26 protein-coding genes and 2 pseudogenes are annotated in these 25,785 nt (G+C 69.4%); 14 read left to right on the forward strand and 14 right to left on the reverse strand.

The genetic code is table 11. From position 1 onward, the window contains the following. Positions 1-500 (forward strand): proprotein convertase P-domain-containing protein (locus ABZ459_RS49705; RefSeq protein ID WP_357987537.1); only part of this gene is annotated, 500 nt, incomplete at its 5' end. 103 nt (positions 501-603) lie between these two features. On the opposite strand, the gene ABZ459_RS49710 is transcribed toward ABZ459_RS49705, so the two are convergent. After that, positions 604-1,455 carry a nuclear transport factor 2 family protein gene (locus ABZ459_RS49710; RefSeq protein ID WP_357987665.1) on the reverse strand — a complete coding sequence of 284 codons (852 nt, stop codon included), beginning with the start codon at positions 1,453-1,455 and terminating at the stop codon, positions 604-606. Here ABZ459_RS49710 and ABZ459_RS49715 point away from each other — a divergent pair. Both ABZ459_RS49715 and ABZ459_RS49720 read left to right on the forward strand, forming a co-directional pair. Next, positions 1,424-1,495, forward strand: a pseudogene (locus ABZ459_RS49715) (TetR family transcriptional regulator); the annotation flags it as partial. The gene ABZ459_RS49710 and the pseudogene ABZ459_RS49715 sit on opposite strands and share 32 nt — an antisense overlap. A gap of 24 nt (positions 1,496-1,519) precedes the next feature. Beyond that, positions 1,520-1,900 (forward strand): hypothetical protein, encoded by a 381-nt coding sequence (locus ABZ459_RS49720; RefSeq protein ID WP_357987668.1) that lies wholly within the window; start codon positions 1,520-1,522, stop codon positions 1,898-1,900. A gap of 18 nt (positions 1,901-1,918) precedes the next feature. Here ABZ459_RS49720 and ABZ459_RS49725 read toward each other — a convergent pair whose 3' ends face one another. The 6 genes and pseudogenes from ABZ459_RS49725 to ABZ459_RS49750 form a co-directional block, all read right to left on the reverse strand. Then, positions 1,919-2,083 (reverse strand): DUF2165 family protein, encoded by a 165-nt coding sequence (locus ABZ459_RS49725; protein ID WP_357987671.1) that lies wholly within the window; start codon positions 2,081-2,083, stop codon positions 1,919-1,921. An 85-nt stretch (positions 2,084-2,168) separates the two neighbouring features. Then, positions 2,169-2,471, reverse strand: a pseudogene (locus ABZ459_RS49730) (DUF2165 family protein); the annotation flags it as partial. Positions 2,472-2,720: 249 nt separating this feature from the next. Beyond that, complete coding sequence (locus ABZ459_RS49735; protein WP_357987540.1) at positions 2,721-3,410, reverse strand: Pr6Pr family membrane protein; 690 nt, start codon at positions 3,408-3,410, stop codon at positions 2,721-2,723. Positions 3,411-3,725: 315 nt separating this feature from the next. Then, the gene (locus ABZ459_RS49740; protein ID WP_357987674.1) at positions 3,726-3,962 is read right to left on the reverse strand and encodes a tyrosine-type recombinase/integrase; all 237 of its coding nucleotides are present in this window, start codon (positions 3,960-3,962) and stop codon (positions 3,726-3,728) included. A gap of 296 nt (positions 3,963-4,258) precedes the next feature. Then, positions 4,259-6,022 (reverse strand): hypothetical protein, encoded by a 1,764-nt coding sequence (locus tag ABZ459_RS49745; RefSeq protein WP_357987543.1) that lies wholly within the window; start codon positions 6,020-6,022, stop codon positions 4,259-4,261. A 631-nt stretch (positions 6,023-6,653) separates the two neighbouring features. Further along, complete coding sequence (locus ABZ459_RS49750; RefSeq protein ID WP_357987546.1) at positions 6,654-7,304, reverse strand: hypothetical protein; 651 nt, start codon at positions 7,302-7,304, stop codon at positions 6,654-6,656. A 65-nt stretch (positions 7,305-7,369) separates the two neighbouring features. Between ABZ459_RS49750 and ABZ459_RS49755 the strand changes: the two genes are divergently transcribed. Next, the gene (locus ABZ459_RS49755; protein WP_357987549.1) at positions 7,370-8,557 is read left to right on the forward strand and encodes an FAD-dependent monooxygenase; all 1,188 of its coding nucleotides are present in this window, start codon (positions 7,370-7,372) and stop codon (positions 8,555-8,557) included. Positions 8,558-9,371: 814 nt separating this feature from the next. Here ABZ459_RS49755 and ABZ459_RS49760 read toward each other — a convergent pair. Further along, a complete protein-coding gene (locus ABZ459_RS49760; RefSeq protein WP_357987552.1) occupies positions 9,372-10,508 on the reverse strand; it encodes a hypothetical protein in 1,137 nt (378 codons plus the stop codon). A 265-nt stretch (positions 10,509-10,773) separates the two neighbouring features. Then, positions 10,774-11,730: an aldo/keto reductase gene (locus tag ABZ459_RS49765; RefSeq protein ID WP_357987555.1), complete on the reverse strand. Its 957-nt coding sequence runs from the start codon at positions 11,728-11,730 to the stop codon at positions 10,774-10,776. A 232-nt stretch (positions 11,731-11,962) separates the two neighbouring features. Between ABZ459_RS49765 and ABZ459_RS49770 the strand changes: the two genes are divergently transcribed. The 9 genes from ABZ459_RS49770 (at position 11,963) to ABZ459_RS49810 (ending at position 20,314) form a co-directional block, all read left to right on the forward strand. Further along, positions 11,963-13,237 (forward strand): alpha/beta fold hydrolase, encoded by a 1,275-nt coding sequence (locus ABZ459_RS49770; RefSeq protein WP_357987558.1) that lies wholly within the window; start codon positions 11,963-11,965, stop codon positions 13,235-13,237. 177 nt (positions 13,238-13,414) lie between these two features. After that, positions 13,415-13,687: a hypothetical protein gene (locus ABZ459_RS49775; protein ID WP_357987561.1), complete on the forward strand. Its 273-nt coding sequence runs from the start codon at positions 13,415-13,417 to the stop codon at positions 13,685-13,687. Positions 13,688-14,034: 347 nt separating this feature from the next. After that, positions 14,035-15,705, forward strand: coding sequence for a protein kinase (locus ABZ459_RS49780; RefSeq protein WP_357987564.1), 1,671 nt, complete (start codon positions 14,035-14,037; stop codon positions 15,703-15,705). Positions 15,706-15,832: 127 nt separating this feature from the next. Continuing rightward, entirely contained in the window at positions 15,833-16,285 is a 453-nt protein-coding gene (locus tag ABZ459_RS49785; RefSeq protein ID WP_357987566.1) for a MarR family transcriptional regulator, read from the forward strand. A gap of 401 nt (positions 16,286-16,686) precedes the next feature. After that, on the forward strand, positions 16,687-16,917 hold the full coding sequence (locus ABZ459_RS49790; RefSeq protein WP_357987569.1) for a hypothetical protein: 231 nt from the start codon (positions 16,687-16,689) through the stop codon (positions 16,915-16,917). 156 nt (positions 16,918-17,073) lie between these two features. Beyond that, positions 17,074-17,664 carry an MFS transporter gene (locus ABZ459_RS49795; RefSeq protein WP_357987677.1) on the forward strand — a complete coding sequence of 197 codons (591 nt, stop codon included), beginning with the start codon at positions 17,074-17,076 and terminating at the stop codon, positions 17,662-17,664. A 490-nt stretch (positions 17,665-18,154) separates the two neighbouring features. Then, positions 18,155-18,385, forward strand: coding sequence for a hypothetical protein (locus tag ABZ459_RS49800; protein WP_357987572.1), 231 nt, complete (start codon positions 18,155-18,157; stop codon positions 18,383-18,385). A 69-nt stretch (positions 18,386-18,454) separates the two neighbouring features. After that, the gene (locus ABZ459_RS49805; RefSeq protein WP_357987575.1) at positions 18,455-18,940 is read left to right on the forward strand and encodes a hypothetical protein; all 486 of its coding nucleotides are present in this window, start codon (positions 18,455-18,457) and stop codon (positions 18,938-18,940) included. A gap of 120 nt (positions 18,941-19,060) precedes the next feature. Further along, on the forward strand, positions 19,061-20,314 hold the full coding sequence (locus ABZ459_RS49810) for a hypothetical protein (protein ID WP_357987578.1): 1,254 nt from the start codon (positions 19,061-19,063) through the stop codon (positions 20,312-20,314). Between the two features lie 58 nt (positions 20,315-20,372). On the opposite strand, the gene ABZ459_RS49815 is transcribed toward ABZ459_RS49810, so the two are convergent. Next, positions 20,373-21,269, reverse strand: a complete 897-nt coding sequence (locus ABZ459_RS49815; RefSeq protein ID WP_357987581.1) for a LysR family transcriptional regulator — start codon at positions 21,267-21,269, stop codon at positions 20,373-20,375. 152 nt (positions 21,270-21,421) lie between these two features. Between ABZ459_RS49815 and ABZ459_RS49820 the strand changes: the two genes are divergently transcribed. Continuing rightward, the gene (locus tag ABZ459_RS49820) at positions 21,422-22,402 is read left to right on the forward strand and encodes a nitrilase family protein (RefSeq protein ID WP_357987584.1); all 981 of its coding nucleotides are present in this window, start codon (positions 21,422-21,424) and stop codon (positions 22,400-22,402) included. A gap of 123 nt (positions 22,403-22,525) precedes the next feature. Here ABZ459_RS49820 and ABZ459_RS49825 read toward each other — a convergent pair whose 3' ends face one another. The 4 genes from ABZ459_RS49825 to ABZ459_RS49840 all read right to left on the reverse strand — a co-directional run bounded on the left by ABZ459_RS49825 (position 22,526) and on the right by ABZ459_RS49840 (position 25,592). After that, positions 22,526-23,134: a TetR/AcrR family transcriptional regulator gene (locus ABZ459_RS49825; protein ID WP_357987587.1), complete on the reverse strand. Its 609-nt coding sequence runs from the start codon at positions 23,132-23,134 to the stop codon at positions 22,526-22,528. Between the two features lie 9 nt (positions 23,135-23,143). Then, entirely contained in the window at positions 23,144-24,079 is a 936-nt protein-coding gene (locus ABZ459_RS49830) for an alpha/beta fold hydrolase (protein WP_357987590.1), read from the reverse strand. Positions 24,080-24,238: 159 nt separating this feature from the next. Then, a complete protein-coding gene (locus ABZ459_RS49835) occupies positions 24,239-25,081 on the reverse strand; it encodes a hypothetical protein (protein ID WP_357987593.1) in 843 nt (280 codons plus the stop codon). 178 nt (positions 25,082-25,259) lie between these two features. Next, on the reverse strand, positions 25,260-25,592 hold the full coding sequence (locus ABZ459_RS49840; RefSeq protein ID WP_357987596.1) for a hypothetical protein: 333 nt from the start codon (positions 25,590-25,592) through the stop codon (positions 25,260-25,262). Between the last annotated feature and the right edge of the window lie 193 nt (positions 25,593-25,785).

The raw sequence follows: 25,785 nt of genomic DNA on the forward strand, positions 1-25,785 counted from the left end.
CCAGCTTCAACCCGGCCTCGGTGACCTCCGGCAACTCCTCCACGCTGACCCTGTCGGTCGGCGCCTCCACGGCCCAGGGCACCTACCCGATCACCGTGACCGGCACCGGCTCCACCACGCACACCGCGACCTACACGCTCACGGTCGGCACCGGCAACCCCGGCCGCACGTTCACCAACAACACCGACTACCAGATCAGGGACTACTCCACCGCCCGGAGCCCGATCACGTCCACCGCGACGGGCACCGCGATCTCCCCGGTCAAGTTGTCCATCACGATCAGCCACACCTGCGCCGAGGACCTGAACATCCGGCTCCGCGGCCCGAACGGCACCTACTACCTGGTCGACGCCTACGGTGGCACCAGCTGCACGCAGTACGGCACCAGGACCTTCTCGGTCCCGGTCAGCCAGCAGGCCGCCGGCACCTGGACGCTCGACATCAGGGACGTCTACGCCGGTGACACCGGCTTCCTGGACACCTGGAGCATCACGCTCTAGCCGTCGGAACCAGGGACAGCGAGCCCCGGCCGGACCTCCGGCCGGGGCTCCTTCACGTTGTCCCGGATGCGCTGAGCTCCGGGTTCATCCGGACAAGCCGCGTTCAGCTCTCCCCGCCCATCGCGGCTGCGGCTGCCGGGAGGTTGACGTAGTCGCGCAGACGGGTGATCCGCCCATGCTGAACGGTGAGCACGAGGAGGTTGGGCAGCGCGAACTCCCCGGTGGTCGCGCTGGTCCCGACGGCTTCCTGCTCGACGACGATCGTTCCCGGATCGTCGGTGTCATGGATGGCCAGGGTGCGGTAGCGCTCGTACTTCAGCGGGTGGCGCTGCCAGCCCGCGGTGATCCAGTTCACGATCTCGTCCCGGCCCGCGAGCCGGGACGGCAGACCCGGGCCGGTGAACGGGAACTCGTGGACCGCGTCGAGGGCGTAGACGTCCCGCAGGTCGTCGGCGGACTGCGCGACGGCGGCTCGGCGCCAGCGCTCCAGCACCGCACGCGGGCCGGCGTCCTGCTCGTCGAGCGCCGCCCGCCTGGCGGTCACCCTGCGGTGGCTGATCCTCCAGCCGTCGGGTCGGCGGGTGAGGACGTCGTCGTAGACGACGCTGCCGGCCGTTCCGTCGGCCTTGACGCCGATTCCCTTGGACCGGACCCGAGCCGAACGATCGTCGATCTGCGTGATCACGATGTTGGTGACGTGATGGCCGACCGGGTTGGCGTCGCCCAAGGCGAGCGCGGCCGTGCGGATGGCGGCGATCCCGTGCAGGGAGCCGAGGCCGAAGTCGGCCAGGTCATAGATGACGTCCGGGGCGAACAGCTCGTCGGCTCGGTCCAGCTCGCCGTCGTCGGTGAGGTGGCCGTGCAGATGGATCAGGTCGGTGATGTCGGTTCTGTCTTGATCTGTCGGCGTCGACGCCTCCCTCGACGAGATCGCCCGGCGGGCAGGGGTGGCCAGCGGGACGCTCTATCGGCATTTCCCCACCCGGCTGGATCTCATCGAGGCGGTGCTCGCCGAGCAGATGGCCGGACTGGTCGACCTCGGCCACCGGCTGCTGACGGCCGAGGACGCGTTCGACGCGTTGTCCACGTGGTTGCGTGCCGCGCTCGGGCACGGCCTGACCTATCGAGGTCTGTCGGCAGCCGTGATGAACTCGGCGCTCGATCGCGAGACCGACCCGGTGTCGAGCTGGCATGCGCAGATGTTCGAGCTGGGAGCCGCGTTGCTGGCGAGGGCACGGCGGTCGCGCGTGATCGCCGCCGAGGCGGACGACGCGGACGTGCTGAGGATGGTCGGCGCGATCGCCTGGGCCGCCCAGGACGCCCCCGACAGCCCGGCTCGGGCCGACCGCCTGCTCACCCTCCTGCTGAACGGCCTCCGTCACGGCGGCGTCCAGCCATGACGGAGGCCGCCGGTCCGCTCAGGCGCTCTCGCGGGTGTCGTTGCGGAGGCTGAGGAAGATCAGCACGATCCCGATGTACGTGCACAGCCGTACCGCGTCGGGGATGCCGTTCCAGGTGCCGTTCATCCACATGCCGAACCATTCGCCGCCGATGGCCTGGAAGCCGAAGAACCACAGCAGCAGGGCGACCGTGCAGCCGACGACGCCCCATTCGCTTGGACCGCTGGAAGGCGGCGTCGTCGCGGCCGACGGCCCTGACCTGCTGCCAGGCCGACACCAGGCAGGTCACCATGATGACCGCCTCGGTGAGGATGACGCCGAGGTAGGCGACGTGGTGCGCCCACGTCCACGGGATGGCGCGGTAGTTGATCTGGCTGACCGCGGCGAGCTCGGGCTTCTGCGCGTCCATGGCCAGCACGTGCCGGACGAACTCGAAGTTCGTGCCGTAGTCGGTGAGGTTGCCGAACACGACGAGCAGCGCGAAGCCGCCGACGGTGAAGGTGAGCAGCGCCTTCGCCAGGCGAAGAGCGACGATGGTGTCGAAGCGGGCCAAGGTTCTTTCCTTTGACATCTCTGATCGAATGAGCACGAGCCCAGAGGAGGTGTCCTGAAAGGGAAAGATCCACGGGGCCCGCTCGCCCGGCGTGGAGGAACTCGCCGGGCCGCTCCACTGGCTCCGTCACTGGTGGTGACGTCGCGGGCCCCTCAGCCTGAGGTGGAACAACGTGACTTATAGTAGCCGACTCCGCAAATCACTCATCGAGGGCACGGGCCGGCTCACGCCTGCGCGTGACGCGGGTGAAGTGCGAATCCCATGGTCTCAGCGCCTCGCTGGAGCAGCAGGGTCCGCGGTGTCGGCGGGAGCCGAAGGGGTGAAGGCCGCGAGCCTACGACTGGCGTGATCGGCCAGGCTGCGCAGGGCTATCAACCCGTCTCCGAGCAGTACGAAGCACACGGCCAGCGCCAGCGCCATGAGCGCCACCCCGTCGTACCCGAACTTGTCCACATCCAGAAAGGGATAGGGATACCGCTTCCACGCGTCTGGGGGCAGTAGGGCGCCTCTGACCAGGGCGAAGGCTAGATATGCCATCGGGTAGACCAGCCATCGGACAGCGGCCGCCCATCTTGGCCGAGGAGCGCTCCGGTCGAGGAACAGCCAGTCGATCACAGCCATGACGGGCGTCACATAGTGGAGGAGGAAGTTGCCCAGACCGTAGCCGTGCAGGGAGAGGTGTTCAAAGGGACTCGCTCCACGCATGCGTAGAAAGTGCCAGACCAGCCCAGTGATCACGATGTAGAGCGTCACAGCTCCCTTGAGCTCAGCAGAGGGGCGCCATCTGCCGACCACTTTCCAGGAGTAGAACCCGATGAGCAGCAGATTGCTCTGCACGGTGAAGAGCACGAGCGGGTTCAGCGGGCTGCCCAGCCCCATCCAGGTATAGAACAGGCCAACCATGGCAGCCGCTATCAGCATCAAGCGGTACGCCGTCCCCCAAATCACAGGGATCATGGTCGCACGAAGCGCCTCGTACCGGCCTGCACTTCGCCGACCGCTGGAACGTCGAAAGCAAGGGCCGGGCCCTGATGGCCTCCTCGAGGCCGCCCGCCGCCATCGCCCCGGTCCGGTTCGGAAACGATCGCTCCTGACGCGGGAAGCGATCTTCCGAGGTCCCCGGTCCGGCCAGGTCGCGCCCACTCGTAGACAGCTCGAGCTGCGCCGTCGAGCGGCGCGGATGGTCGCCGCGGTGCGGGGATCACCTGACCGAGGCGGCCACGTTTGCCGGGTGAGCAGCTCGGTGAGCCGGTGCACGGCGTGCTCGTCCGGCTACGACCGCGGCCGGTCGTAGCGCTGCGCGGTGACGGGGGAGGTGTGTCCCAGCAGTGCCTGGACCTTCTCCACCGGGACGCCCATGGCGAGCGGGAGGATGGCGGCGGGGGCGCGGAGGATGTGCGGGGTCGGCTTCGCCATGTACAGGTCGGTGGCACGGGCGGCGTAGCGCGGTCTGCTGCCGCCAGCGGTCGAAGCTGCGGCCGTCGCGCGCTGCAGCAGCAGGTCGCCCAGCTTTGTGGCTGGTCACCAGCGGCCGCAGCAACGCCATGGCCACCTCAGGTAGTGGCACCACGATGACGGCGCCGCCCTTGAGCCGGAAGCGGATCACCCACTGGCCGGCTGTGCGTTCCACCCGCCCGTCCTTGAGACTCTTCAGTTCGCCGGCGCGCATCCGGTGACCAGCGACGCCACCGCGGCGGCGTCGGCCGAGCGCAGCGCGGCGATTGTCTCCGAGGGCACTCAACAGGGGGGCCCTCGGTCAGGGCGGGTGGGTCTTCAGCAGGTGCGGATCCGGTCGGTGGTGATCCTCACTGCATGAGCTGGGCGGCGTTGATCTTCACCTCGAAGACGTCGCGGTAAGGGCTCGACCCACCGCCAACAGGCCACAGGTAGGGCAGCGGCTGGGTCAGGTCGAAGGAGATGGCCGGTGTGGTGGGCTGGACGGTGTCGACCGGATAGATGGTCCATCGAGGGGTCGCCGGGTCCGGCGTCCCGGGGGAGGGTTGCGGGTTGGCGGGGGTGGGACGGGGGCCGGGATTCGTGGGCTGGGACAGCGGCGGGTCGATGTTGACGTAGGTCATGGTCGAACGCGGGCCCACGTTGGGGGTGCTGGTGCCGCCTCCCCCGCCGCCGGTGCCGCCGGTCGACCCGCCGCCCTGGGTGGCCGTGGCGGGCAGGTAGTGACGGTCACTGCGGTCGGGGTCGCACGGCTGCGCCGCCCTGGCCGGTGGAGGCGCCCCGTCGGATGCCTTGAGGCGCAGCCCGAGCTCACCCGCGATCATCAGGGCGTAGTGGCCCGCCAGTACCTTCTGCCCTTGCTTGTTGGGATGCCCTGTCTGCTGTCTGCTGTTGAAGGTGTCACCTCCCGCGCCGAGGGCGAAGTTGACATTGCGGATGTAGGGCGCCTTGGTCCCCAGCTCGTGGCCGGTGAAGGCGTTCTCGATGTCCAGCATGTCGGCGGCGATTCCGTGGTCGGCCAGGACCTGCTGCGCCTTTTTGATGGAAGCGGTCACCTGCGGTGACAGAGCGCGGAGTTTCTCCCAGTACGACTTGTGGTCATACTTCCGTACCAGCCATCCCATGAGTCCCAACGGCAGGAGGCCGTCTGCGGCCCCCTGGGGATAGTTGACCATCATGATCCTGGCCTTGCCGCTGGTGGCGGCGCGCATCGCTCGCACAAGCTGCACCAGCCGAGCCGACAGGGTCGACGGTTGCGTCAGCGGGCGGACGAACGGTGGACGTGGCGGTTCCGAGTCGGCCCATTCCTGTGCCGAGGTTCGGGTGGTGTTCAACAGGGGCGCGTTCCGCGCCTCGATGCCGCTGAAGGCGTCCCCCTTCTCGAGTACGGCCGCCAGCCTGGGCCCGAAGTCGGCGTCGTTGCCGCCGAAGCCGGAGATCACCAGGTCGGTGGCCTCGTCCAGTCCCTCGTTCTGCGGCGGATTGACGCGGCCGTGGTCGTTCTGTCCGACGAAGAAGTGCTCGGAGGCGGCGCCGGAGGAGGCGTTGAATCGGACGTCGAAGAACACCTCGGGGTTGGCGCGGCGCAGCTGGTCGATGGCCTGCAGGACCGCGGCGTTGGCCGAACGGTGACGGAAGTCGGTCTCGTAGTCGGCCGTGGTGTGCCCTTCGGCCGGGACGCGTCCACCGTTGGGCCCTGGCAGGAAGCGCATGGGCTCGGGCAGGAAGCCGCGCCTGTTGAAGTAGTCTCCCGCCCCCTCTCCGGACATGTACGAGTCGCCCATGATGACGATCTTCACGACTCTCTGCCCCGGTCGTGGGATGCCCTGACGGAACTGGTTGGGTTTGTCGTCCCCCCAGAACAGCGGTCCGCCGGGCCCGGTGCCGACCGGTGAGCAGGTGTCGGTCGGCGCGTATCGCTGCTCCAGGTACTCCAGACCGCCGACGGCGGGGAGGTTCGCCAGCGATTCGGCGTCGTAGTCGTCGAGCAGCGGGACGTCGATGATCGGGGTGGCGCTCGCGGGCGTGAAGCCGGAGGTCGCGACCAGGGCGATGGCGAGGGCCCCCGCGGTGAGGGCGCGGGGCAGGGCCCGCCGTAAGGATCTGCGCGTCATGCCGTCAACTATGAGCAGCCCTCACGTGGCCTGCCTCCTGCTGAGGGACGAGCCCGCTTCTCCGCCAACTGGCCGCCCGCCCTCCTGCGACAGGCCGGTGCCCCGCATCCGGCGAGCCTGAGGTGTCGCGTCCGCCGAGCCGTCGCGTCGTGCACCCGAGTGGGGAGCTCTCGCAGAAATGACCATTACCTGCAGGTCTTGAGAGGCTGTCCACGACGTACATGACGAAGCTCTCTTGCTCGGTGACCTGCTACATGCACCCCTCGCGTGTTCCCATTGCCGGCACCAGCTCGCGGCCCGCTGGAGCGCCCCCGGGCGTAGGTGTGGTTGAAGGCTGCGGCGCTGAGGTCGGCGTGCTCCGTGCGGAGGATCACGAGGAATGCCGCCGGGCGTTTCCTCGACTTCGCCCACCCCGGTCTCAGGCGCATCGTCAGGCCCGGCGAACAGCAGCGTGGCGGCGGACAGCACGGAATCTCCGCGCTCGCTGGGTCGTACAGTACGAGTGGAGCGGCCGCACGATCGAGCGGCACCGGCCGAGCTCCGGGTCCGGCCGATCGAGCCGCAGGTGGACGCGGCGCACCTCGTAGACCTGGGCTTGCACGTCCTCGATCAGGTCGGGGACGGCTCCCGCCTATCGGCTGCCCTCAGGCCGGATCATGGCCTCCAGCAGCGAGCGGATGCTCTGGTGGAGTTCGTCTCTGCTCTCCTGGGTGCCGGGGATTGGCGCGATGGACGCTCCCACGCCGACGAGGCGGTCGAGGATCAGTCCGTTGATGCATGCGACGTAGTCGCGACCACGGCGGTCGGCGTCCCGAACTCCGGCACGAGCCAGGAACGCGCTCGCCGATGCTCGCGCGGCGTCGTTGTGCGGGGCCAGCAGTTCACGCAATTCGGGGTCATGGGCGGACTCAAGAGCACAGACGTGGCGAGCGAGTGTGCGGGTGCGGCCCGCGCTGAGCCAATGGTCGATGACCGCGGCCGTGGCCTCGGCCAGACGGTTCACCCCGTCCGCGGTCACGGGAATGTTCTGCGGCTCCCCCAGGAGTGGTCCTTCCGCTGCCAGGGCGCGGCGTTCCAGGTCGGCCCTGTCCAGGTCGGCGAGTCGCCGGACCAGCCCGGTGAGCAGGGCTTTCCACGTCCGGTAGTAGGCCGAGGTGGTGCCGGGGGGCATCTCTGCCTGGGCGTCGACCGCGCGATGGGTGAGCCCGCGTATCCCGCGCGCGGCCACCAGCTCGATGGCCGCGTCGGCCAGTACGGCGCGGCGATCCCGGTGCTCCGTCATCTCTTGCTCTCCCTCTCCCTTCTACATGCGTAGTATCCTCTTCTACAAATGTAGAAGGGAGTGTCATGGACGAGAGATCGGCGATCGTCGTCGGTGGCGGCATCGCGGGGCTGGCCGCCGCCGTCGGGCTGCGGCGCATCGGATGGCGGGTCACGGTACTGGAGAGGGCTCCCGTGTTCGGGGCGATCGGGGCGGGCATCTCGCTGCTGGCCAACGGATTGCGTGCGCTCGACACGCTGGGAATGGGCGCTGCCGTACGCGACGTCGGGCACCGTCAGTCCGGCGGCAGGATCTCCGCCCCATCAGGCCGGCTGCTGACACCCATGGATGGCGCCGCCATCGAGGACCGACTGGGGACGGCGGTCTACTCGTTTCTCCGTCCCGAGCTGCACAACGTGCTGGCCCAGGCCCTGCCGTCCGACGCCCTGGTGCCGGGCGCGCTGATCAGAGCGCTGGAGCGGGACGGCACGGGAGCCCGCGTCCACTTCACCACCTCGGACGGCGACGCCGTACTCGACGCGGACATCGTCATCGGAGCCGACGGGCTGAACAGCTGGGTGCGGTCACAGGTGTGGCCGGAGCATTCCGGCACGGCCTACAGCGGTGCGACCGTCTGGCGGGGCGTGACGAGCGAATCTGTCGAATCCTCGCAAGGCATCGATCAGACCTGGGGCCGTGGCATGGAGTTCGGCTTCTCATCGCTGAGCGGCGGACGGATAGAGTGGCACGCCCTGGCCAATGCGTCACGGGGCACGCGGTACGCCGATGAACTCGGAGAAGTACGGGCGCGATTCGGCTCCTGGCATGATCCCATACCGGCCGTGCTCGCGGCCACGCCGCCCGAGGCCGTGCTGCGCCACGACATCTTCGACCTGGTCGCCCCGCTGCCGAGCTATGTCCGCGGCAGGACGGTCCTGATCGGGGACGCGGCCCACGCGATGCAGCCACACCTCGGGCAGGGGGCCGGCATGGCGCTCGAGGACGCCGTCGTCCTTGCCGCCGAGCTGAGAGCCGGACCCGATCCGGTCTCCGCGCTCGCCCGCTACGATCACGCGCGGCGACCGCGGACCCAGGCCGTCGCGCGGAACGTCCGTCGGGTCGGGCGGATGGGAGCACAGCTGGAGAACAGGCTGGTCATCATGGCGCGCAACACCACGATGCGGCTTCTGCCGGCAAGCGTCGGGCTGAGAGAACTGGTCCGCACCGCTGATTGGACGCCGGTATCGCTCGAAGGCCCAACGCCCAAGGGGTGACCCCGCCTCCCGCCCGTTCGCGGATCGCCCTGGGCCGCAGAGCAGACATCTCCCCGGTCGGTCACCTGCCCCGCTTCGACCGCCTCCACCAGCGCGGACCCAACCGGCCCACGGCGGTCGACCTCACCCACACCCGGCAACGAGGCGCTTACCCGACGGCCAAACCCCGCGTCCTTCCTCGCAGCCCGACCCGAAGACTGGCGAACTGCCGAGAATCTGCCACCAACACACCATCACCGTCCGCAAGGACGACCTCGGCCACCTCGACAAATTCCGCCAGGACCTGGCCTGCCTCAGTCCTGCCTGGATCGGAACCTACAAGTCCGGGCCAACACCGAGGGCCTCAACGGCAGGATCAAGGGGACACGATCTTGGCCTCCGCAGCCCCAAGAACCGGCTCGCCCACGGACGCGCCGCCCAGACCGTCCTGGTCGCGCTGCTCGTCACCGTCGCCAAGGACCACTTCCTCGACCAAGGGCGCCACATCCACCGCCCGAAGCCGTCAACGCGGCCCAACCGCCGGGTTCGCCATGCCCGACAGCGTGTTCACCACGCTCCGTCAGCGGCCTGACACCACCCGAGCCTTCCCAAGCACCCACTCCACACGCCCCAACCAGGACGAACCAAGTTCGAAAGCCCCTGAAAGGACAACGACGACCGGCCCAAGAGCCGAGATCATGAGGCAGTCCGGTAGCCAAGGGGTTGGGAAGCGATCACCCCAACCCCCTCGTACCCCCCGGGCCAACGCCCCTCTTGAACAGGTGTCGATGGAGGCCGATCGGGAAGCCGTCTCACTTCGGAGAGAACGGTCGGCTCAGCGGTCCCCGGTGGCCAGCAGCAGGTTGGCGTCGACCCGGGCGAGGCCGGAGACGTTCGAGCCGCCTTCGGTGTACCCGGCCTTGCGCTTCCACCGCCGCCCGTCGTAGTGCAGCAACGTGACTTCGGACGTCACGTCCTCTTCGTAACCCACCACCCACACGTCGTCCTCGCCGACGGCGGCGACGCCGTACAGCGAGCCCTTCCACCTGGGGGGTTCGACCTGCGTCCAGGAGCTTCCGTTCCAGTGCAGGATCAGTGGTTCGCCTGTGCCGTACTCGTCACAGTCCCCCGAGGTGCCGCGCTCACCCACGGCCCACACGTCGGACGGCCGGTTCTGCCAGATGTGCCGGAGCATGCCCTGGCCCAGCGCGGGCAGCCGCATCTCCACCGGCGCACTGCCGGGAGTCGCACTGTGCCAGATCGCCGGGCGCGAATCAGCGCATCGCCCGCTGGAGGAGCTGCCCGCGATCCAGACCTGCCCGGCTCCCGCGTCCACGGCGTGGAATGTGCCTCCGCGCGGGGCTTCCTGCTTGCCGAAACGCCTGCCGTTCCAGGTCACGAGGACGGGGACGGACCTCTTGCCTTTCCCGCGCCTGCCGATCAGGAACGCCCGCGAACCGTCCACGGCGACGTCGGCCAGCGCGCCGACCTTCGGGAGCTGGGCAGGTCCGAACGTCCTCCAACGCCGGCCGTCCCAGCGCAGGGCGTAGGGGAGCCGCACCTCCTCGGAATCCTCGTCGAGGTCGCCGGTGTCACCGACTGCCCAGACCTGGTTCGGTCCGTCGGCGTCCACGCCCGACACGATGGAGTCGATCGCGTCGGGGAATCGCTCGTGCAGACGCTGGTCGACACGCCACCCGTCGCGGTCCATCCGCAGGAGCACGCCGACGGACGGCTCGTCCTCCGCGCTTACGGCATAGCCGACCGCCCAGGCCGCCTCCGGGCCCGCCACCGCCACGTCGAGCACCGTGGTGGCGCTGTCGTCAGAGGTACCCTCCTCGTCGTCGAGGTCGCTCTCTTCGGGCGACGCGACGGGGGTCGTGCTCGCCGCCGGAGTCCTCGGCACGGTGCGCGCCGGAGCTGCCGTGCAGCCCGCCAGAACCAGGACGCAGACGATCCACAAGATCTTCATGGTTTCCGGAGTCTTGCAGACGCTCGGGCGTGATGTGGATTTCCGGCGCCTCCACAGCGCTCCGGCCACCGGCGAGCGTCTGCGAAGCCCCTGAGAACCGAGGGCGACTTGTAGACGTACATGTCCATGCCATACGGCGGCATCCCAACCCACATCCACGTCACCCACCGCTCCGGTACGAGATGCCCTGCCCCACAACGCCCGACTACTCTGTATTGCGGGCGATTGTCGGGACTTCCGGCCCACCCCTCCTGGAGTCGGCGTGTCAGTACCGGCTGCCGACCGGTGCGGGCAACGCGTCCAGATCCGCGAGGTCTTCCGGGGTGAGTCTGAGGCGTGCCGCGGCGGCGTTCTCCTCCACGCGTGAGCGACGCCGGCTCCCCGGAATCGGGACGACGCGCTCTCCCTGGGCGAGCGTCCAGGCGAGGGCGACCTGGGCCGCGGTGGCCTGGTGCCGTGCGGCGATCCGCTCGACCGCGTCCACGATGACCAGGTTGGCCTTCAGGTTCTCCTCCTGGAAGCGGGGGTTGCGGGAGCGGTAGTCGTCCGGGGAGAAGCCGGCCTCACGGAAGCGGCCGGTCAGGAAACCGCGGCCGAGCGGGGAGTAGGCGACAAAGGCGGCGTCGTGGCGGGCGCACCACTCCAGCGACGTGGACAGGTGGTCTCTCGTCCACAGGGACAGCTCCGACTGCACGGCCTTGATCGGGTGGACGGCCTGCGCCCGGTCGAGCTGTTCCAGGCTGAACTCCGAGACCCCCACGGCCAGCGCCTTGCCCGCGGCCACCATCTCGGCCAGGGCGCCGACACTCTCCTCGACCGGCACCTCGGGGTCAGGGCGGTGCAGGTAGTACAGGTCGACATGGTCCACGCCCAGCCGCCGGAGCGAGGCGTCGACGGCCGCGCGCAGATGCTCGGGCCTTCCGTCCGGCACGGGCAGGGCGGGCGCGCCGTTCTCGGTGGTCCGCGCGACGTTGCCGCCCTTGGTGGCGAGCACGACCTCCTCCCGCCGTCCGGCGATGGCCCTGCCGACGGTCTCCTCGTTGGTGAAGGGTCCGTACACGTCGGCGGTGTCGAGGAAGTTCACGCCCAGGTCCAGCGCCCGCCCGATGACGGTACGGGGGTCCTCGGCGTCGGGGGAGTCACCGTATGCCCACGTCATCCCCATGCAGCCGAGCCCGACCGCGCCCACCTCCGGGCCACCGGGCCACAACCGCCGAGTCATCCGATCCTGATGCATCTCGCCGTTCACGACGTTTCTCCTCTCCATCCTGATAGGACCATGCGGTCTGCCCAGGAGCGGAGTGATGAATCGCCGGTCATGGGCGCTCCAGATTTCCCAACGGCTGGACGGACAGGCGGGCATGCCGCATCGACCAGAAGGTCTGTGGGCTGAATCACAGGAACCTCCGAGAGTCGCGGGCGCTCCTTCCTGGCGACAAAAGGGAGGTTTCTGGATGAACAAGAAACTGCTTGCCGCCGCCGTAGCCGGGCTGCTGGTGTTCGGCGGCGCATCGGAGGCCCACGCCGCAAGCACAGCCGAGCCGTACATCTCCATCGATGACACGCACGTGCTGAAGGTCGGTGACCCCAACGCCAAGAAGGTGGTGGTGCTGGTCTCGGGCTGGTACGGCGCGGCCAACGGGTTCCGCGAACTGGCCAGGGACCTGGCGGCCGGTACGCCCGGCACACAGGTGTGGGCGGTCGACCGCAGGGAGGCAGCGCTGGCCGACCTCACCGGTTTCCGTACCGAGGACCCCGCCACGTACTACCTTGACCGGGGCTACAAGCGCCCGAGTGAGACCAAGCAGATAGGGCTCCGCCAGACGCTGGACGATCTGCGCGACGTGGTGCTGAAGGCCTCCGATCACGGCAGACGGCAGGTCGTGCTCGGTGGGCACTCGTGGGGCGCGACGACCGCCCTGGCCTACGCCGCGTGGGACTTCCACGGCAGGCCCGGCTACAAGGACCTGGACGGGCTGGTGCTGATCGACGGCGGCGTGCACGGTGCGTTCGCGGGAGAGGGCGGCGAAATACACAACTCGCCGGAGGAGATCAAGGCCCGCCTGGCCGAGCTGGACAAGGGCGAGCCGTTCGAGAGCGGCCTGTCACTGGGCACCGGGCTGGGCGCCAAGCCGGAGTCGGCGGCCATCTGGTACCAGCTCGTCGCCTGGTACGCCCACCGCGCCCCGCACGAGCCGTCGGTGCTGGCCGGCAGGCTCCCCGAGAAGCTGCGCCCGCCGCGCCCGGTGACGAACGCGGGACTGCTCGGCTGGCTGGTCCAGGCGGCCCCGGGCACGTCTCCCGCGCTGGCGGTGGTGTCCGGGAGGCTGGGCGAGGACGGCGACTGGATCGACGACGGGATGACCCCGCTCAACCGGGTCGCCGAGGCGATGGCAGGGCCGAAGCCGTCCACGTTCGAGTGGTACTGGCCCAAGCGGCTCAGCATCGACCTGGACGCCGTCGACCCCTACGCCGACACCGAGTCGGCCAAGCTGCTCGGCCTGCGGCTGTGGCACACCCGCGAGGTGAACGTGCCGCTGTACGCCTTCGAGACCGGGCTCGACAAGGGCACCCAGCTGACCGCGGCCCGCTGGGTGGTCGAGCACTCCCGGATCCCCCGCGCCACCTACGCGGGCGACAAGAGGATGAACCACCTGGACCCGCTGTTCGCCGCGCCCGACCGCAACGAGCTGACCCGGACGCTGGTCCCGTTCCTGCGCGATCTCTAAGGGACCACGTGTCAACGGGACAGGACGTCGCCGCCCGCTGATCGCCGTCTTCACCAACTTCGGCCGGCCGCCAGTCGGCGTTCGTCCGGGATCTGTCGGAAGGCGGCTGCCGGAGGTGCGTCGCCGAGGTATGGGCTACCTCGCCGAGCTCGTTCCCCTCTGTCCCTGCACCCGCCTGTGTTCGGCGACCCCGAGCTCAGCCCGGTCGCCCGGATCGTGGCGGCAGGTGTGCCGCAGAGGATCGAGCAGCTGCGGGAGGCGCAGGACAGGATCCCGGGCGGCCGGCGCGAGTACACCGTGACCGACGGGGAGCTGCCGGCCACCGACGCCGAGCCGGTGACCGCCGAGCAGGCCGAAGAGATTCTGCGCAACAGCTCTTCGAAGGCGGTTTGGGTGCGCGACGTCCATGTCGATTCCTGGGAGTACATCTGGGCTGAACCGATGTTCTAACGCGAGAGAGTCCTCGCCTCGGCCTCCAGGGAGGAGCGGACCGAACTCTGGCGCTACGGGGGAAGAGGCACGGCGAAGAGCCCAACCCGCGTTGATCTCTCGCGAGTCCTCGTTGGTCGTCACGGGCCGCCGGTGGATGCCGTCGTACGCCTGCCGCACTGCCCTCCTGGCGAAGGCGGAGTGCCGCTTCTTCGTGTCGGTGCTCCGCGATGGCCTGCGCGTGCTGGCCCAGCAGGGCCTGGTCATGGCCGTGGCGGGCGGTTACAGGTGCCAGAACTCCTCCAACAAGCGCACCTTTTGGGATGATCAACACCAGCCGGCAAGGAACTCGACACGGAAGCGGTGCCATGGCCAACCCCCTGCGCGACGGCGACTCGCCCCACATGGGCCCCTATCGGCTGCACGCACGTCTCGGCGGGGGCGGGATGGGGCAGGTGTTCCTGGGCCGTTCCCCTGGCGGGCGCCTGGTGGCCGTCAAGGTGGTACGTCCCGAACTGGCCGACAACGCGGACTTCCGTCGCCGCTTCGCCTCCGAGGTGGAGGCCGCCCGTAAGGTCGGCGGGTTCTACACCGCCCAAGTCGTGGACGCCGACACCGACGCCGCCCAGCCGTGGCTGGCCACGGCCTACATCCCCGGCCCCTCCCTGCAACAGGCCATCGAAGAGCACGGGCCGCTCCCTCTGGAGTCGGCCGCGGTGCTGGGAGCCGGGCTGGCCGAAGGGCTCGCCGCGGTGCACGCCTGCGAGATGGTGCACCGCGACCTCAAACCCGCCAACGTCATCCTCGCTGAGGACGGGCCCCGCCTGATCGACTTCGGCATCGCCCGCGCCCTGGACGCCACCAGCCACACCCAGACCTCCACCGTGCTGGGCACCGCCGCGTTCATGTCCCCCGAACAGGCCATGGCCCAGCAGGTCGGGCCGCCCTCGGACGTGTTCTCGCTCGGCTGCGTGCTCGCCTTCGCCGTGACCGGCCGCAGCCCCTTCGGAACGGGGCCCGTCCACGCGGTCGTCTTCCGCGTGGTGCACGCCGAGCCCGACCTGCACGGAGTGCCCGCCCCGCTGGCCGCCCTGGTGACGGCCTGCCTGGCCAAGGACCCCGCCGCCCGGCCCCGCCTGGAGCAGGTGCTGACCCAGCTCACCGCGCTTGCTTCGCCCGACCAGGGTCGGTGGCTGCCTGAGGCGCTCACCCAGGTCATCGCCGAGCGCCGGACCCTGGCGCTGACCGCCCTTCACGACCCGGCCGCCGCGACCGGCGGCGGCCCCCGAACGACGGCGCCACCCTCGCCCACCCATGCGGATCCCCAGCCCTTGTTGGTCGACGAACGCCGCCAGGTGCGCGGCCGCGACCCCCTGCGCCCTGCCACCGGCTACCGGATCGCCGCCCATGTGCTGCTGGCCCTCTTCGCCCTGGTCTCCGTGAGCATAGTGATCAACCAGTTCGATGTTGCCGACGATGCGGGACGGTGGTACGACGCGGAGACCTACGACGGCATCCGCGATTTCAACGAGATGGTCAGCCAGATCATGCTGGTGGCCCAGATCGTCGCCGGGCTGGGATTGACGGCGTGCTGGCTGCTCTGGTTCTCCCAGGTACGAGCCGTCGCCGAACGGCTCGCGCCCGGCCGGCTGCGCTACCGCCCCTCCATGGCCGTGTACGGCTGGTTCATCCCGATCGGCAACCTGTGGCTGCCCAAGCAGATCGCCGACGACATCTGGCACGCCTCCAGCCCCCCTGGACGCAGCGGCACGACAGCCCCGGCCGGTCTCCTGCACACCTGGTGGGCCCTGTGGCTGGTCACCTTCCTGACCTGGCCCCTGTTCTGGATCGAGTGGACGACACTCCTCACCACCCACCACGAACCCCAGCCGGACGACACCGTCAGCCAGATGTACGAGTTCACGCCGAGCGCCTGGGCCTCCCTGGCCCTGCACGCGTTGGCCGTGCCGACGGCGATCGTCACCGCTCTGCTCGTGCGGCGGCTCGACGCCATGCAGGCGGCCAGACTCACCAGCTGACCACCGTGCGCGGCTGAACGCCACACGTGTCGCCGTAGAATAGTTCATTCACCGAAGTAATGCCCGGGGTGTGAGGACCATGGCGGACATACGGATCGAGTGGCCGGATCCGGAGGGCCAGGAGATCGTGGAGCGGCTGTTCGCCGCGGATGCGGCTCTGCGGGCGCATTTCGAGCAGGTCACCGCCGCGGTCGGGCTCACCGTACCGCAGGCTCACACGGTGATTCAGCTGCAGGAGCCTCAGCGCATGGGGGCGATGGCCGGTCACCTGCACTGTGAGCCTTCCCATGTCACCGCGATCGCCGACTCGCTCGAAGCCGGCGGCCTCCTGCGCAGGGAGCCGGATCCGGACGACCGCAGGGCCAAGCGGCTCGTCCTCACGGAGGCCGGGCAGGAGCTCAGGGGGCGCCTGCTGAAGCTGCTGTTCGAAGGGGCGCCGATCATCTCGGTGCTTGACGCCGAGCAGCGGGCCGGCCTGCTCGCGATGCTCCGGACGGCCCAATCGGGCGACGGGCACCGGGCCTTGCGCCGGTTCCCGGCTGCGGGCCGTGACGGCTCCTGCCTGCCGGTTCCGTCATAGGGCCTGGTGACTTCCGTGTGCCAGACAAGGCCGTGCCGCCGCTGACGGGCGATCACGACCAAGCGAGGGCCGCTCAAGCAGTGGTGGCCTTCCCGTCGCGGACCTGCCGTCCGAGCCGGCGGCCTCTTCCGCTCTGATCGCCATCCCGGTATTCACGTCCTGACCATCGACGCCCTCGCCATGGGCCTCACCCTTCCTGCCTCCGCCGCGCGGCGGCCCTGCGGGAGAAGGGCCACACCGTCGAGGTCGTCGACACCGCGGCCGAGGCTCGCGCCCTCGTCAACCGGCTGCTGCCCACCGGCAAGAGCATCCTCACCGCCGCCAGCGAGACACTGCGCCTGTCGGGGCTGGACGACGACATCAACGCGTCCGGCAGTTTCGACACCCTGCGTCCCGCGCTCATGCGCCTGCGCGAAGAAGGACGGATCGACGAGATGCGCGTCGTCGGCGCAGCCCCCGACCTCGACACGGCGCTGCGCCGTATCGAGACCTACGCCTACCCGCGTGAGGACTCTCGCGCCCGAGTGGCATCCGGCGCCCCCGCCCTGCTCTCCAAGATCCTCATCATCGACAAGGAGATGTTCCCCGGCCGCGGCAACGTGGTCCTCATCCGCGAGCCCATCGGGTTCTGACCATCCTCCACCCGGGTGATGACCGTGTGACCGGCTTCGCCCAAAAACGACGTACTCACCACCTGCGTGCACCCGGCCTGGCCGGGTGACGGCAGACCTCGGCCGGTGGGCAGACAGGAGAGACACCCATGTTGCGACGGGTGACCTAACAAGTGGCTGGTCGCCACCGCGTTCGTGTTCGGCCGCCACTTCGGCGCCGGGACCGAGACACTGCAGTGGCTGGTCACCGGTTACCTGGTCAGCATGGCGGTGTTCATCCCTGCCTCGGGGTGGGTCGCCGACCGGTTCGGCACCAAGCGCACGTTCCTGTTCGCGCTCGCGGTCTTCACCGCCGCCTCGGTCTGGGGCGGCCTCGCCGGCTCCCTCGGGGAGCTGTTTCGAGCCTTCCCGCCGTCCGAGCGCGCCAAAGCCTCAGCGGTGCTGTCCATACCGACCACTCTCGCCCCGGCCCTCGGCCCGGTGCTCGGCGGGTGGATGGTCGACAACATCAGCTGGCGGTGGATCTTCTTCATCAAGGTCCCGATCGGCGTGCTCGGTCTCCTCTTCGCGATGGCGGCTCTTCGCGAGGAACGCGCCGACCACCCCGGTCGCTTCGACGTCGCCGGATTCCTGACCGGTGGCGGCGCGCACGCGCTGCTGCTGCTCGGGCTCGACGGCGGCGCCCGAGAGGGGGGACCGGCGCCGCCGTACTGGTGCCGCTGGGAGCCGGCCTCGCGCTGGCCGCCGCGTTCACCGCGATCGAGCTGACCCGCGCCGAACCGATGATTCGATCTACGCCTGCTGAAGGACCGCCTGTTCCGGACCGGCAACCTGCTGATGCTCCCGGCCTCCCGGCCTCGGGGGCGCTGATGGGCGCGTTGTTCCTCGTGCCGTTGCTTCTGCAGTACCAGATGGGCGTCGACGCGACCGGCTCCGGCCTGGTCACGATGTTCCAGGCGCTGGGCATGATGGCGGCTCTCCCGCTGGCCGGACGGCTGTACCCGCGGCTCGGCCCTCGCCGCCTGCTCGACCGGATTCGCCGTCATCGCCGTCGCCCTGGCATCACTGGTCGTGGTCGGCCCCGGTACGAGCCTCTGGGCCGTGCGGCTGCCGCTGCTGGCCATGGGCGCGGGTATGGCGCTCACCATCATCTCGCTGCAGGCCGCCACCTTCGCCACGATCTCCCCGGAGGCGACGGCGCGGGCTCTCCACCACGCGTCAGGTCGCCAGCGCTGCCGGCGTCGCAGTGGCCGCCACGTTGCTCACCACGCGAACCGAGTCCAGGCTGGGCGATCTCGGCTCCCGTGCCGCCGAGCTCGCGGGCAGGCAGGAGGCGCTCTTCGCCGCCTACCATGACATCTTCCTCAGCACCGCCGCCCTCGCAGTGCTCGGATTCCTCATCTCCCTGCGCGTGCGTGACAGCGACGCCATCGCCAGCATGCGGCCGCCGCACGCGGCAACGGCCGCCCGCCAGGAGGGATCCACGTAGGCCCTCCGTGCTGGCGGAGGGTGTCGGTAGGCACACCAGGAGGTGCTCTGAAGCTGCCACCCTTGTGCCATGGTTCGTACATCACTGATCGCATGCTGCTTAGCCATCTCGCTCGCCGGCTGCGCAGGTGACCCGGTGCCGGTGGAGTCGTCCGAGTCCGCTCAGCCGGAAGCCGCCGCCGTCCCGCAGACTCCACTGCAGCAGAGCACCATTCCCGGCACGCAACGGTTTCCCGCCACCGTCCTGCGACCCGGCGACTGCATCGAGCCCTTGCCCCAGACGTACATGGTGACCGTCGTCCCCTGCCACGTGCCGCACTCGGCTGAGTTCGCCACCACATATGTGCTCCCGGAGGGGCCGTATCCGGGTGCGGACATGACGCGGCTCATGGAGAACGGGTGTCTTCCCAGGATGCGCATCAAAAACTCGAAAAGGGATGAGATCGACACCGCGGGGCTTGCGCCGCTGCCGGAGGAATGGCCTCGAAACAGGACCGTGTACTGCCTGGCCGTACGCATGGACGGACAGAAGTCGACGGGACGGGTGATCGAGTAACCACCGCGCGCGCACCACCACGGAAACGCGTGGCCCGCGCAGATGTTGACGCTGCTGGTGCGGCATGTTGTGATCCACACATGCGTATTTCGTACTTATTTAGTATGAAATGAGGTGGTCATGAGGCTCCTCCAGAGTGCCGCCGCGGTCGTCATGCTCCTGGCGAGTGCTGCGGGCATCCAGGCCGTGCAGAGTGGACCGGCGCAGGCGGCTCTGCCCACCGCCGCCGTCGCGCTCGGCGACAGCTTCATCAGCGGGGAGGGCGCGGGGGACTACCAGCCCGTCGTCGACGCCTCCGGCACGGCACAGGCCTTCCCCGGCTGGTCGGCGGCCAACAGCAACGCCTACTTCTGTCACCGGTCGGCGAACGCCTCGGTGTTCACGGCGCCGCTCCCGGGCATTCAGCAACGCTTCAACCTCGCCTGCTCCGGCGCCCAGCCCGCCGACATCGCCGCCCCCGCAAGCGCGCGGGACGAGGGCCGCGCCGTCGCCTCGCAACTCGATCAGCTGCGCGCCGTCGCACGGACGCACGACATCGACGTCGTCCTCGTCGGCCTCGGCTCCAACAACACCCAGTTCACCTTCGGCGACGTGGCCACGCTGTGCGCCAACCGCTTCATCGCCGACGCCTGGACGGGCTGGTGGGAGTTCTGGGCCTATCTGAAGGGCGAGGTGCCGCAGCGGCCCTGCACCGCCTCGGACCTGGCCACCGACACCGAGGTCGCCGCCGCCACCACCGAGACCACCGCGGCCCTGCGCCAGATCCTCGACACCCTCGACCAGATCGACGCCGACGGCACCCACCAGGTGATTCTGCAGACCTACACCAACCCGCTGCCGCCCGACGTCGCCCCGCAGTACTACGACGAGGACGGCCGCACCGACACCCGCGACAAGTTCCGCGCCCTCGGCGCCGAGCGCTACGCCGCCGGGTGCCCGATCCACCGTGCGAGCCTCGCCCCTGGGCACGTGTTCTCCCAGAACCTCGGCTCACTGGTCAAGAACGCCTATGCCACGCTGGCAGCCGAACGCCCGGCGGCCGACCTGCGCGTACTGGACGTGCAGCGGGCCTTCGACGGCGCCAGGCTCTGCGAGAACCCCGGCAGCCCGGCCGGTGCGCTCGCGACGCCGGTCCGGGTACAGGACGGGCCGTCCGGCACGTTCATCACAAGCCTGTCCGGCTGGGACAAGATCGGCATCCAGCGGGCGGCGAACACCTGCGTCACCTACTTCCAGACCTGTCAGGAGTCGTGGCACCCCAACGCCGCCGGCCACACGGTGCTCGGCCAGTGCCTGGCCGGCGCCCTCGCCGCGGCGCCCCGCACGACCGTCACGTGCGCCCGCAACCCGAACGGCACGCTCACCATCTCCTGACGTCTCCTCAGCGTCGCGTCCGGCTGTCTGGAGCCGGACGCGTCGCGGGGCAGCCGGCTCAGGAGCCGCCGGCTTCCAGATGACCGTGTTCTCGTACGAGGTCGAGGAAACCGGTCGTCAACGGGCGCGGCTGCCCGTCCTTCCACACCACGGCGATCTGCCATTCGGCCGCCGGATGGCGAATCGGCGTGATGGTGACCGAGGGCGGCGCGATGCGGCGGGCGCTGGCCGGCACGAAGGCGACTCCCGCACCGGCCGCCACCAGCGCGAGCACGGTCTGCAGATCCTGCGCCTCCTGGACGACGGCAGGGCGGACCGTGACGGCCGTGCACAGTCGGTTGATCTGCCGTACCAGTCCAGGCCCTCTCTCCTGCGCCAACTGGAGGAAGTCGTGGCGGGCCACCCATTCGGCGAGATCCCCGATGTCGTGCGGAGGCTGGTCGTCATGGTCGGCACAGGCCAGGGCGAGGCGGTCGCCGGCCAGTGGCAGTCGTCCCCATCCGCGTTCGAGGGGCAGGCGGACGAAACCGACGTCGAGGTCGCCCGCGTTGATCCGGTCGAGCTGGGCCTGTGACGACATGTCATCCAAGGTGACGTGCGCGTCGGGATGGCGCCGCCGGAACGCGGCGACGATCCGAGGGGCCAGGTCGATGCTCGACAGCCCGAAGCCGACCGCCAGCCTCCCGATCTCGCCGGCGGCCATTCTCGCCATCCGCCGGGTGAGCGCGCCTGCTTGCCGCAGGAGGGCCTGCGCGTCCGGGAGCAGGGCAGTGCCCAGATCGGTCAGTACGGCGCCGTGCCGGCCGCGATCGAACAGCCGGCCTCCCACCTGCGCTTCCAACGACTGGATCTGTTTCGTGAGCGTCGGCTGGGTGACGCTCAGCGTGCGCGCGGCGCGGCCGTAATGACCGTATTCGGCGACCGTGAGGAAGGCGCGAAGCAGAACCAGATCCATTCCGGAATTCTATCGAACAGCGAAAAAGATTCATTGGACGAATGGGATGCACGTACGGTCTCCTGGTGAACCACCCGAGTATCCGGAGGTTCGCGATGGCACGGAACGATGAAGCGGCCGAGACCCCTACGCCGACATTGCGGTGCGCGACCGTGCAGTTCGAGCATCGGCCCGATGACAAGGCGTACAACCTGGCCCAGGTCGAGCACTACGTGCGCGTGGCGAGCGCGGATGGCGTGCAGGTCGTCGCCTTCCCGGAAATGTGCCTGCTGGGGTACTGGCATCTCCGCCGCCATACCCCCGAGCGGCTGCGCGAACTCGCCGAGCCGTTGGGCGGTCCGTCCGTCACCGCCGTCCGCGCGCTGGCGGCCGAGCACGGCGTCGCGGTGGGGGTCGGCTTCCTGGAGAGCGACGCGGAAGGGCGGCTGTTCAACAGCTATGCCCTCTGCCTCCCGGACGGACGCGTCCATCGTCATCGCAAGCTGCACGCCTTCGAGCACCCGGCGATCAGCAGCGGCGACGCCTACACCGTCTTCGACACCCCCTGGGGCGTCCGAGTGGGCATCCTCATCTGCTGGGACAACAACCTGGTCGAGAACGTCCGCGCCACCGCGCTGATGGGCGCCTCGATCCTGGTGGCGCCCCACCAGACCGGCGGCACCGCCTCGCGCAGCCCGCACGGGATGCGCCCGATCCCCGTGGAGCTATGGCGGAACCGGCACAGCGCTCCGAAGGCGATCGAAGCCGAGCTGCGCGGCCCCAGCGGACGCCAGTGGCTGATGCGCTGGCTGCCCGCCCGGGCTCATGACAACGGGCTGTTCGTCCTGTTCAGCAACGGCATCGGTGAGGACGACGACGAGATCCGCACCGGCAACGCGATGATCATCGATCCCTACGGCCGCATCCTCGGCGAAACCTGGAAGGCCGGCGACGACATGGTGACCGCCGACCTCGACCTCACCCTGCTGCCACTCTCGACCGGCCGCCGATGGATCCAGGGACGACGCCCGGAACTCTACGGCATCCTCACCCACCGGTTCGGAGACGAACGTGAGCCTCGCGCCGCCCGGTTCGCCACCGACCCGGTGCCACTCCTCCGCACCCGCGGCGCCGAAGCGTCGGCAGAGGGCTGAGCCTTCCTCCGCGCTCTTGAACGTGAACTTGGTCGGCACGCCGACAAAGCGGGACATATGTGCGCCGCGTTCGGCCGAGGCGGTTTTGAACAGGTGCTCGACCAGGGCAGAGGCCCTGCTGGGTCAATCCGAGACGGGCCTGAACAGCCGGTCCAGGTGGTATTCGATGATCTTGACGGCGGACTCGTGGCTGCGCTGCCCGCTCAGGACACTTTGGGTCAGACCGGTGGCGAGGGCCAGCAGGCCGGCGACCTCGGTACGCGGGTCGCGATCGGGGGCGATGTCCCCGGCCTGCTGTGCGGCGGTCAGCCGTACGGTGAGGAAGTTCTCCAACGCGTTGGGCAGGGTGACCCCGACCGCGGCGAGCACCGGGTCGGTGAGGGCGGCGGTGTAGTAGGCGGTCCAGGCCATGGAGTCCAGGCGGCTCTGCTCGTCGCAGGGCAGGGCCGCGTCGAGGACGGCGGCGAAGACGTCCCGTGCTGTCAGCTCGCCCGCGACGGCGGCGGCCCGCTGCCGGACCCGGCGGTCCATGCGGGCGCCCAGTTCGGTGAGGCCGGACTCGATCAGGGCCTGCTTGTTCGTGAAGTAGTACTGGACGACACGCAGGGAGACCCCGGCCTCGGCGGCGATCTCGCGCATCGACACCGCCTGCAGGCCGCGGGTGCTGGCGATGCGCAGCAGCGCCTCGGTCAACTGGCGCCGCCGCTCGTCGTGATCGACCTGCCGGGGCATGCCCGTTTCCTACCTTCTGTTGCTGTTGTGGTTCGGTGCCGCGGTCCCGGGACGCTCCTGGGCGGGAAAGCTGAGGATCCGCTCGGCGGCCAGCTCCGGAGCTTCGACGGGCAGCGAATGGCCGGTGCCGGGCACGATCTCCACGCGCCAGGACGGCGCGACGTCGGCCAGCCGCGCGGCGACCGCCCGCGCGTCGTGCAGCGCGCTGCGGGCGCCCAGCAGCACCTGCACGGGCACGGCCACCTCGCGGATCTGCTCGTCGGTGTAGGGGGAGGGGATGAGTACGTGCCGGCGGAAGGACCATCCGCCCGCCCGCCCCAGCCTGACCAGCCCGTCATCGCGCAGCAGCCCGTTGTTCACGACATCGGCCATGCGGTGCCGCAACGGACGCGGAAGCATGGAGGCGACGGCGCCGGCGGCGGCCCACCGGACGAACCGCCCGGTGATCGGCGCGAAGCCCCCCGGATCCAGCAGCGTCAGCGCGGCGACTCTGCCGCCCTCGCCGGGTCGCTGTTGCGCCGCGGCCCACACCGCGGTCCAGCCGCCGGCGGAGAAGCCCGCCACGTGTGCACGCTCGGCTCCGAAAGCGGCCAGGACGTCGGTGAGCCAGCCGCCGACCTCGGCACCGGTCGCCAGCGTCCGCCTCTGAACCGAGCGGCCCGGCTCGCCGAGCGGGTCGACGGCCAGGACCGGACGCGTGCGCGCCAGCGGCTCGATGTAGCGGTACCAGGCCAGCGCGTTCCCGCCCGCGCCGGCCACGAGGACCACGGGATCCCCCGCGGCGGGCCCGGCCCGGTGGACCCGCACACTGCCGGCGCGGGTCTGCACGTCGACGGCGTCCACCGGCACCGGCCACAACTCGCCGAGCAACCGGTCATAGACGGCGTAGTACTTGTCACGGGCAGAGTCGTTGGTGAAGGCGGACGGCCGGTCAGGGATGCGCATCGTACCCCCATCTCCCGTATGGATACAGTCGTATCCTAACGGCCGGCCGGGTGCCGTCGAGGTGGTTGAAAGGTGACAGGCACGTTCCCGATCTGCCCGGCGCCAACATCTCCGCCCGTGAGCACCAGGACGGCACGGAGCCCACGCCGAAGCGCGCTGTCAACTCCTTGGCAAACTCCTCGAGTTGGCATGGTTGCGTTGAGTCGCTATATAGCCGGCGATTTCTTCGACGGACTTGTCGAAAAGCGAGGAGATCGGCCAGCCGCCATCCGGAGCCACTCCCCATTGCGCCTGGATTCGACTGAACAGGACGAAGACGGCGAGCGAATCGTAGCCCTGGCCCGTCAGCCTTCCCTTGACGTCAATTTCACTCTCATCTATTTCGAGTCGCTCGCTCATGGCCTTCTTCAGCCATTGCAACTCCTCGTCGACGTCGGACACCTCGACGATACTCAGCAGATTCCAGTCGGGCTCGACCTCGTCGAGCACCGCGCGGGCGAACGCGGCGAAGCGGTCGAGCAGGTCGCGGACCTGGTGATCCTGCCGGTCGCACAAGGAGAGGTACTCCTTGACGTCCCGCCCCGCACGCAGGTCCGTCAGCGTCCTGCGAAGAAGGGTGCGAAACAGCGTGATGTTCTCTTCCGTGCGGCGAGTCGGCTCCAGAATGGCTTGAGGCCCCTCCACGAAGACTGTTGCGCTCGCTCGCTTCACCGCGTTGATGTGCGGCTCGACACTCGCTATCTGTGCATCAAGCCTGACCACATCGGGACTGGCCTCCCGGAGCAGGCGCCACACGACCATCAGCTCATCGCGCGCCTGTACTCCGGCGTCGAGGAAGGCGCTGTAGGCGTCTCGTCTCGTTTGACGGCGCCACTGTGCTCGTTGGCTGACGCTTTGCACGTTGGCCTGCCGTCGGGCGGCCCATCCCGCAATCAGTGCTGCGCTTGTAGCACCTGTGGCTCCAATCGCGGTTCCGACCACAGCTATCCACGCGGGATCCATGACACCGATTATGCGGCAACAGTTGTTCTCCGCGGGGAAGCTGATCCTGCACGGGCGTCGCCACGACCGGCGTCCTGCTCGTGCGCCAAAGGCCGGGGAAACAGCCCTACGTCCTGCACCCCGACCCGGCGGCGCATCTGCGGATGGGTGAGCGAGCCGCCCAACTGCTGCTGGGCCCCTACCTGCGACCGGCACCGAACCTGTTCTGGCCCCCCTTGCGCGTCAGGAGAAGGTCGACTCCCTTGGGCGCCGGGTCGTCGGTCCAGCCCAGCCGTTCGATCACGTACGCCGAGGACCCGCCGGCCTCTGCCCGGTATCGCCGGAACTCGGCGCGCCGGTGCCGGCCGATGAGCTTGGTGGCGATGCCGTACAGCCAAGGTCTGACGCCGCCTTTGGCGACGTCGAGGTCGAGGCGGCGGCCGATGTAGCTGCGGATCTCCTCGTAGTGGGCATCGAAGAGGGCGGAGAATCGCTCGGGATCGGCGACCGCTCCGTCGAGGAACGTGGTCATGCATGGGTCTCTCTCGCCGGGGATGTCGGACACTACTGATTGCCCGGTCGCCGCCCACCCTTCCACCCGAGCTTCCCGGCCCCGGCGCAGCCGAAAAGCCGATCACGGCCGGTGCCTCTCCGTAGCGATGCTCGCCAGAGGCTCGCTCCTGCCACAGCTCCGTCTCCAGAGATCATCTCCTGCCCCTCCGGCC

Origin of the sequence: Nonomuraea sp. NPDC005692 (assembly GCF_040631115.1) — a bacterium.
Taxonomy (GTDB): Bacteria; Actinomycetota; Actinomycetes; order Streptosporangiales; family Streptosporangiaceae; genus Nonomuraea.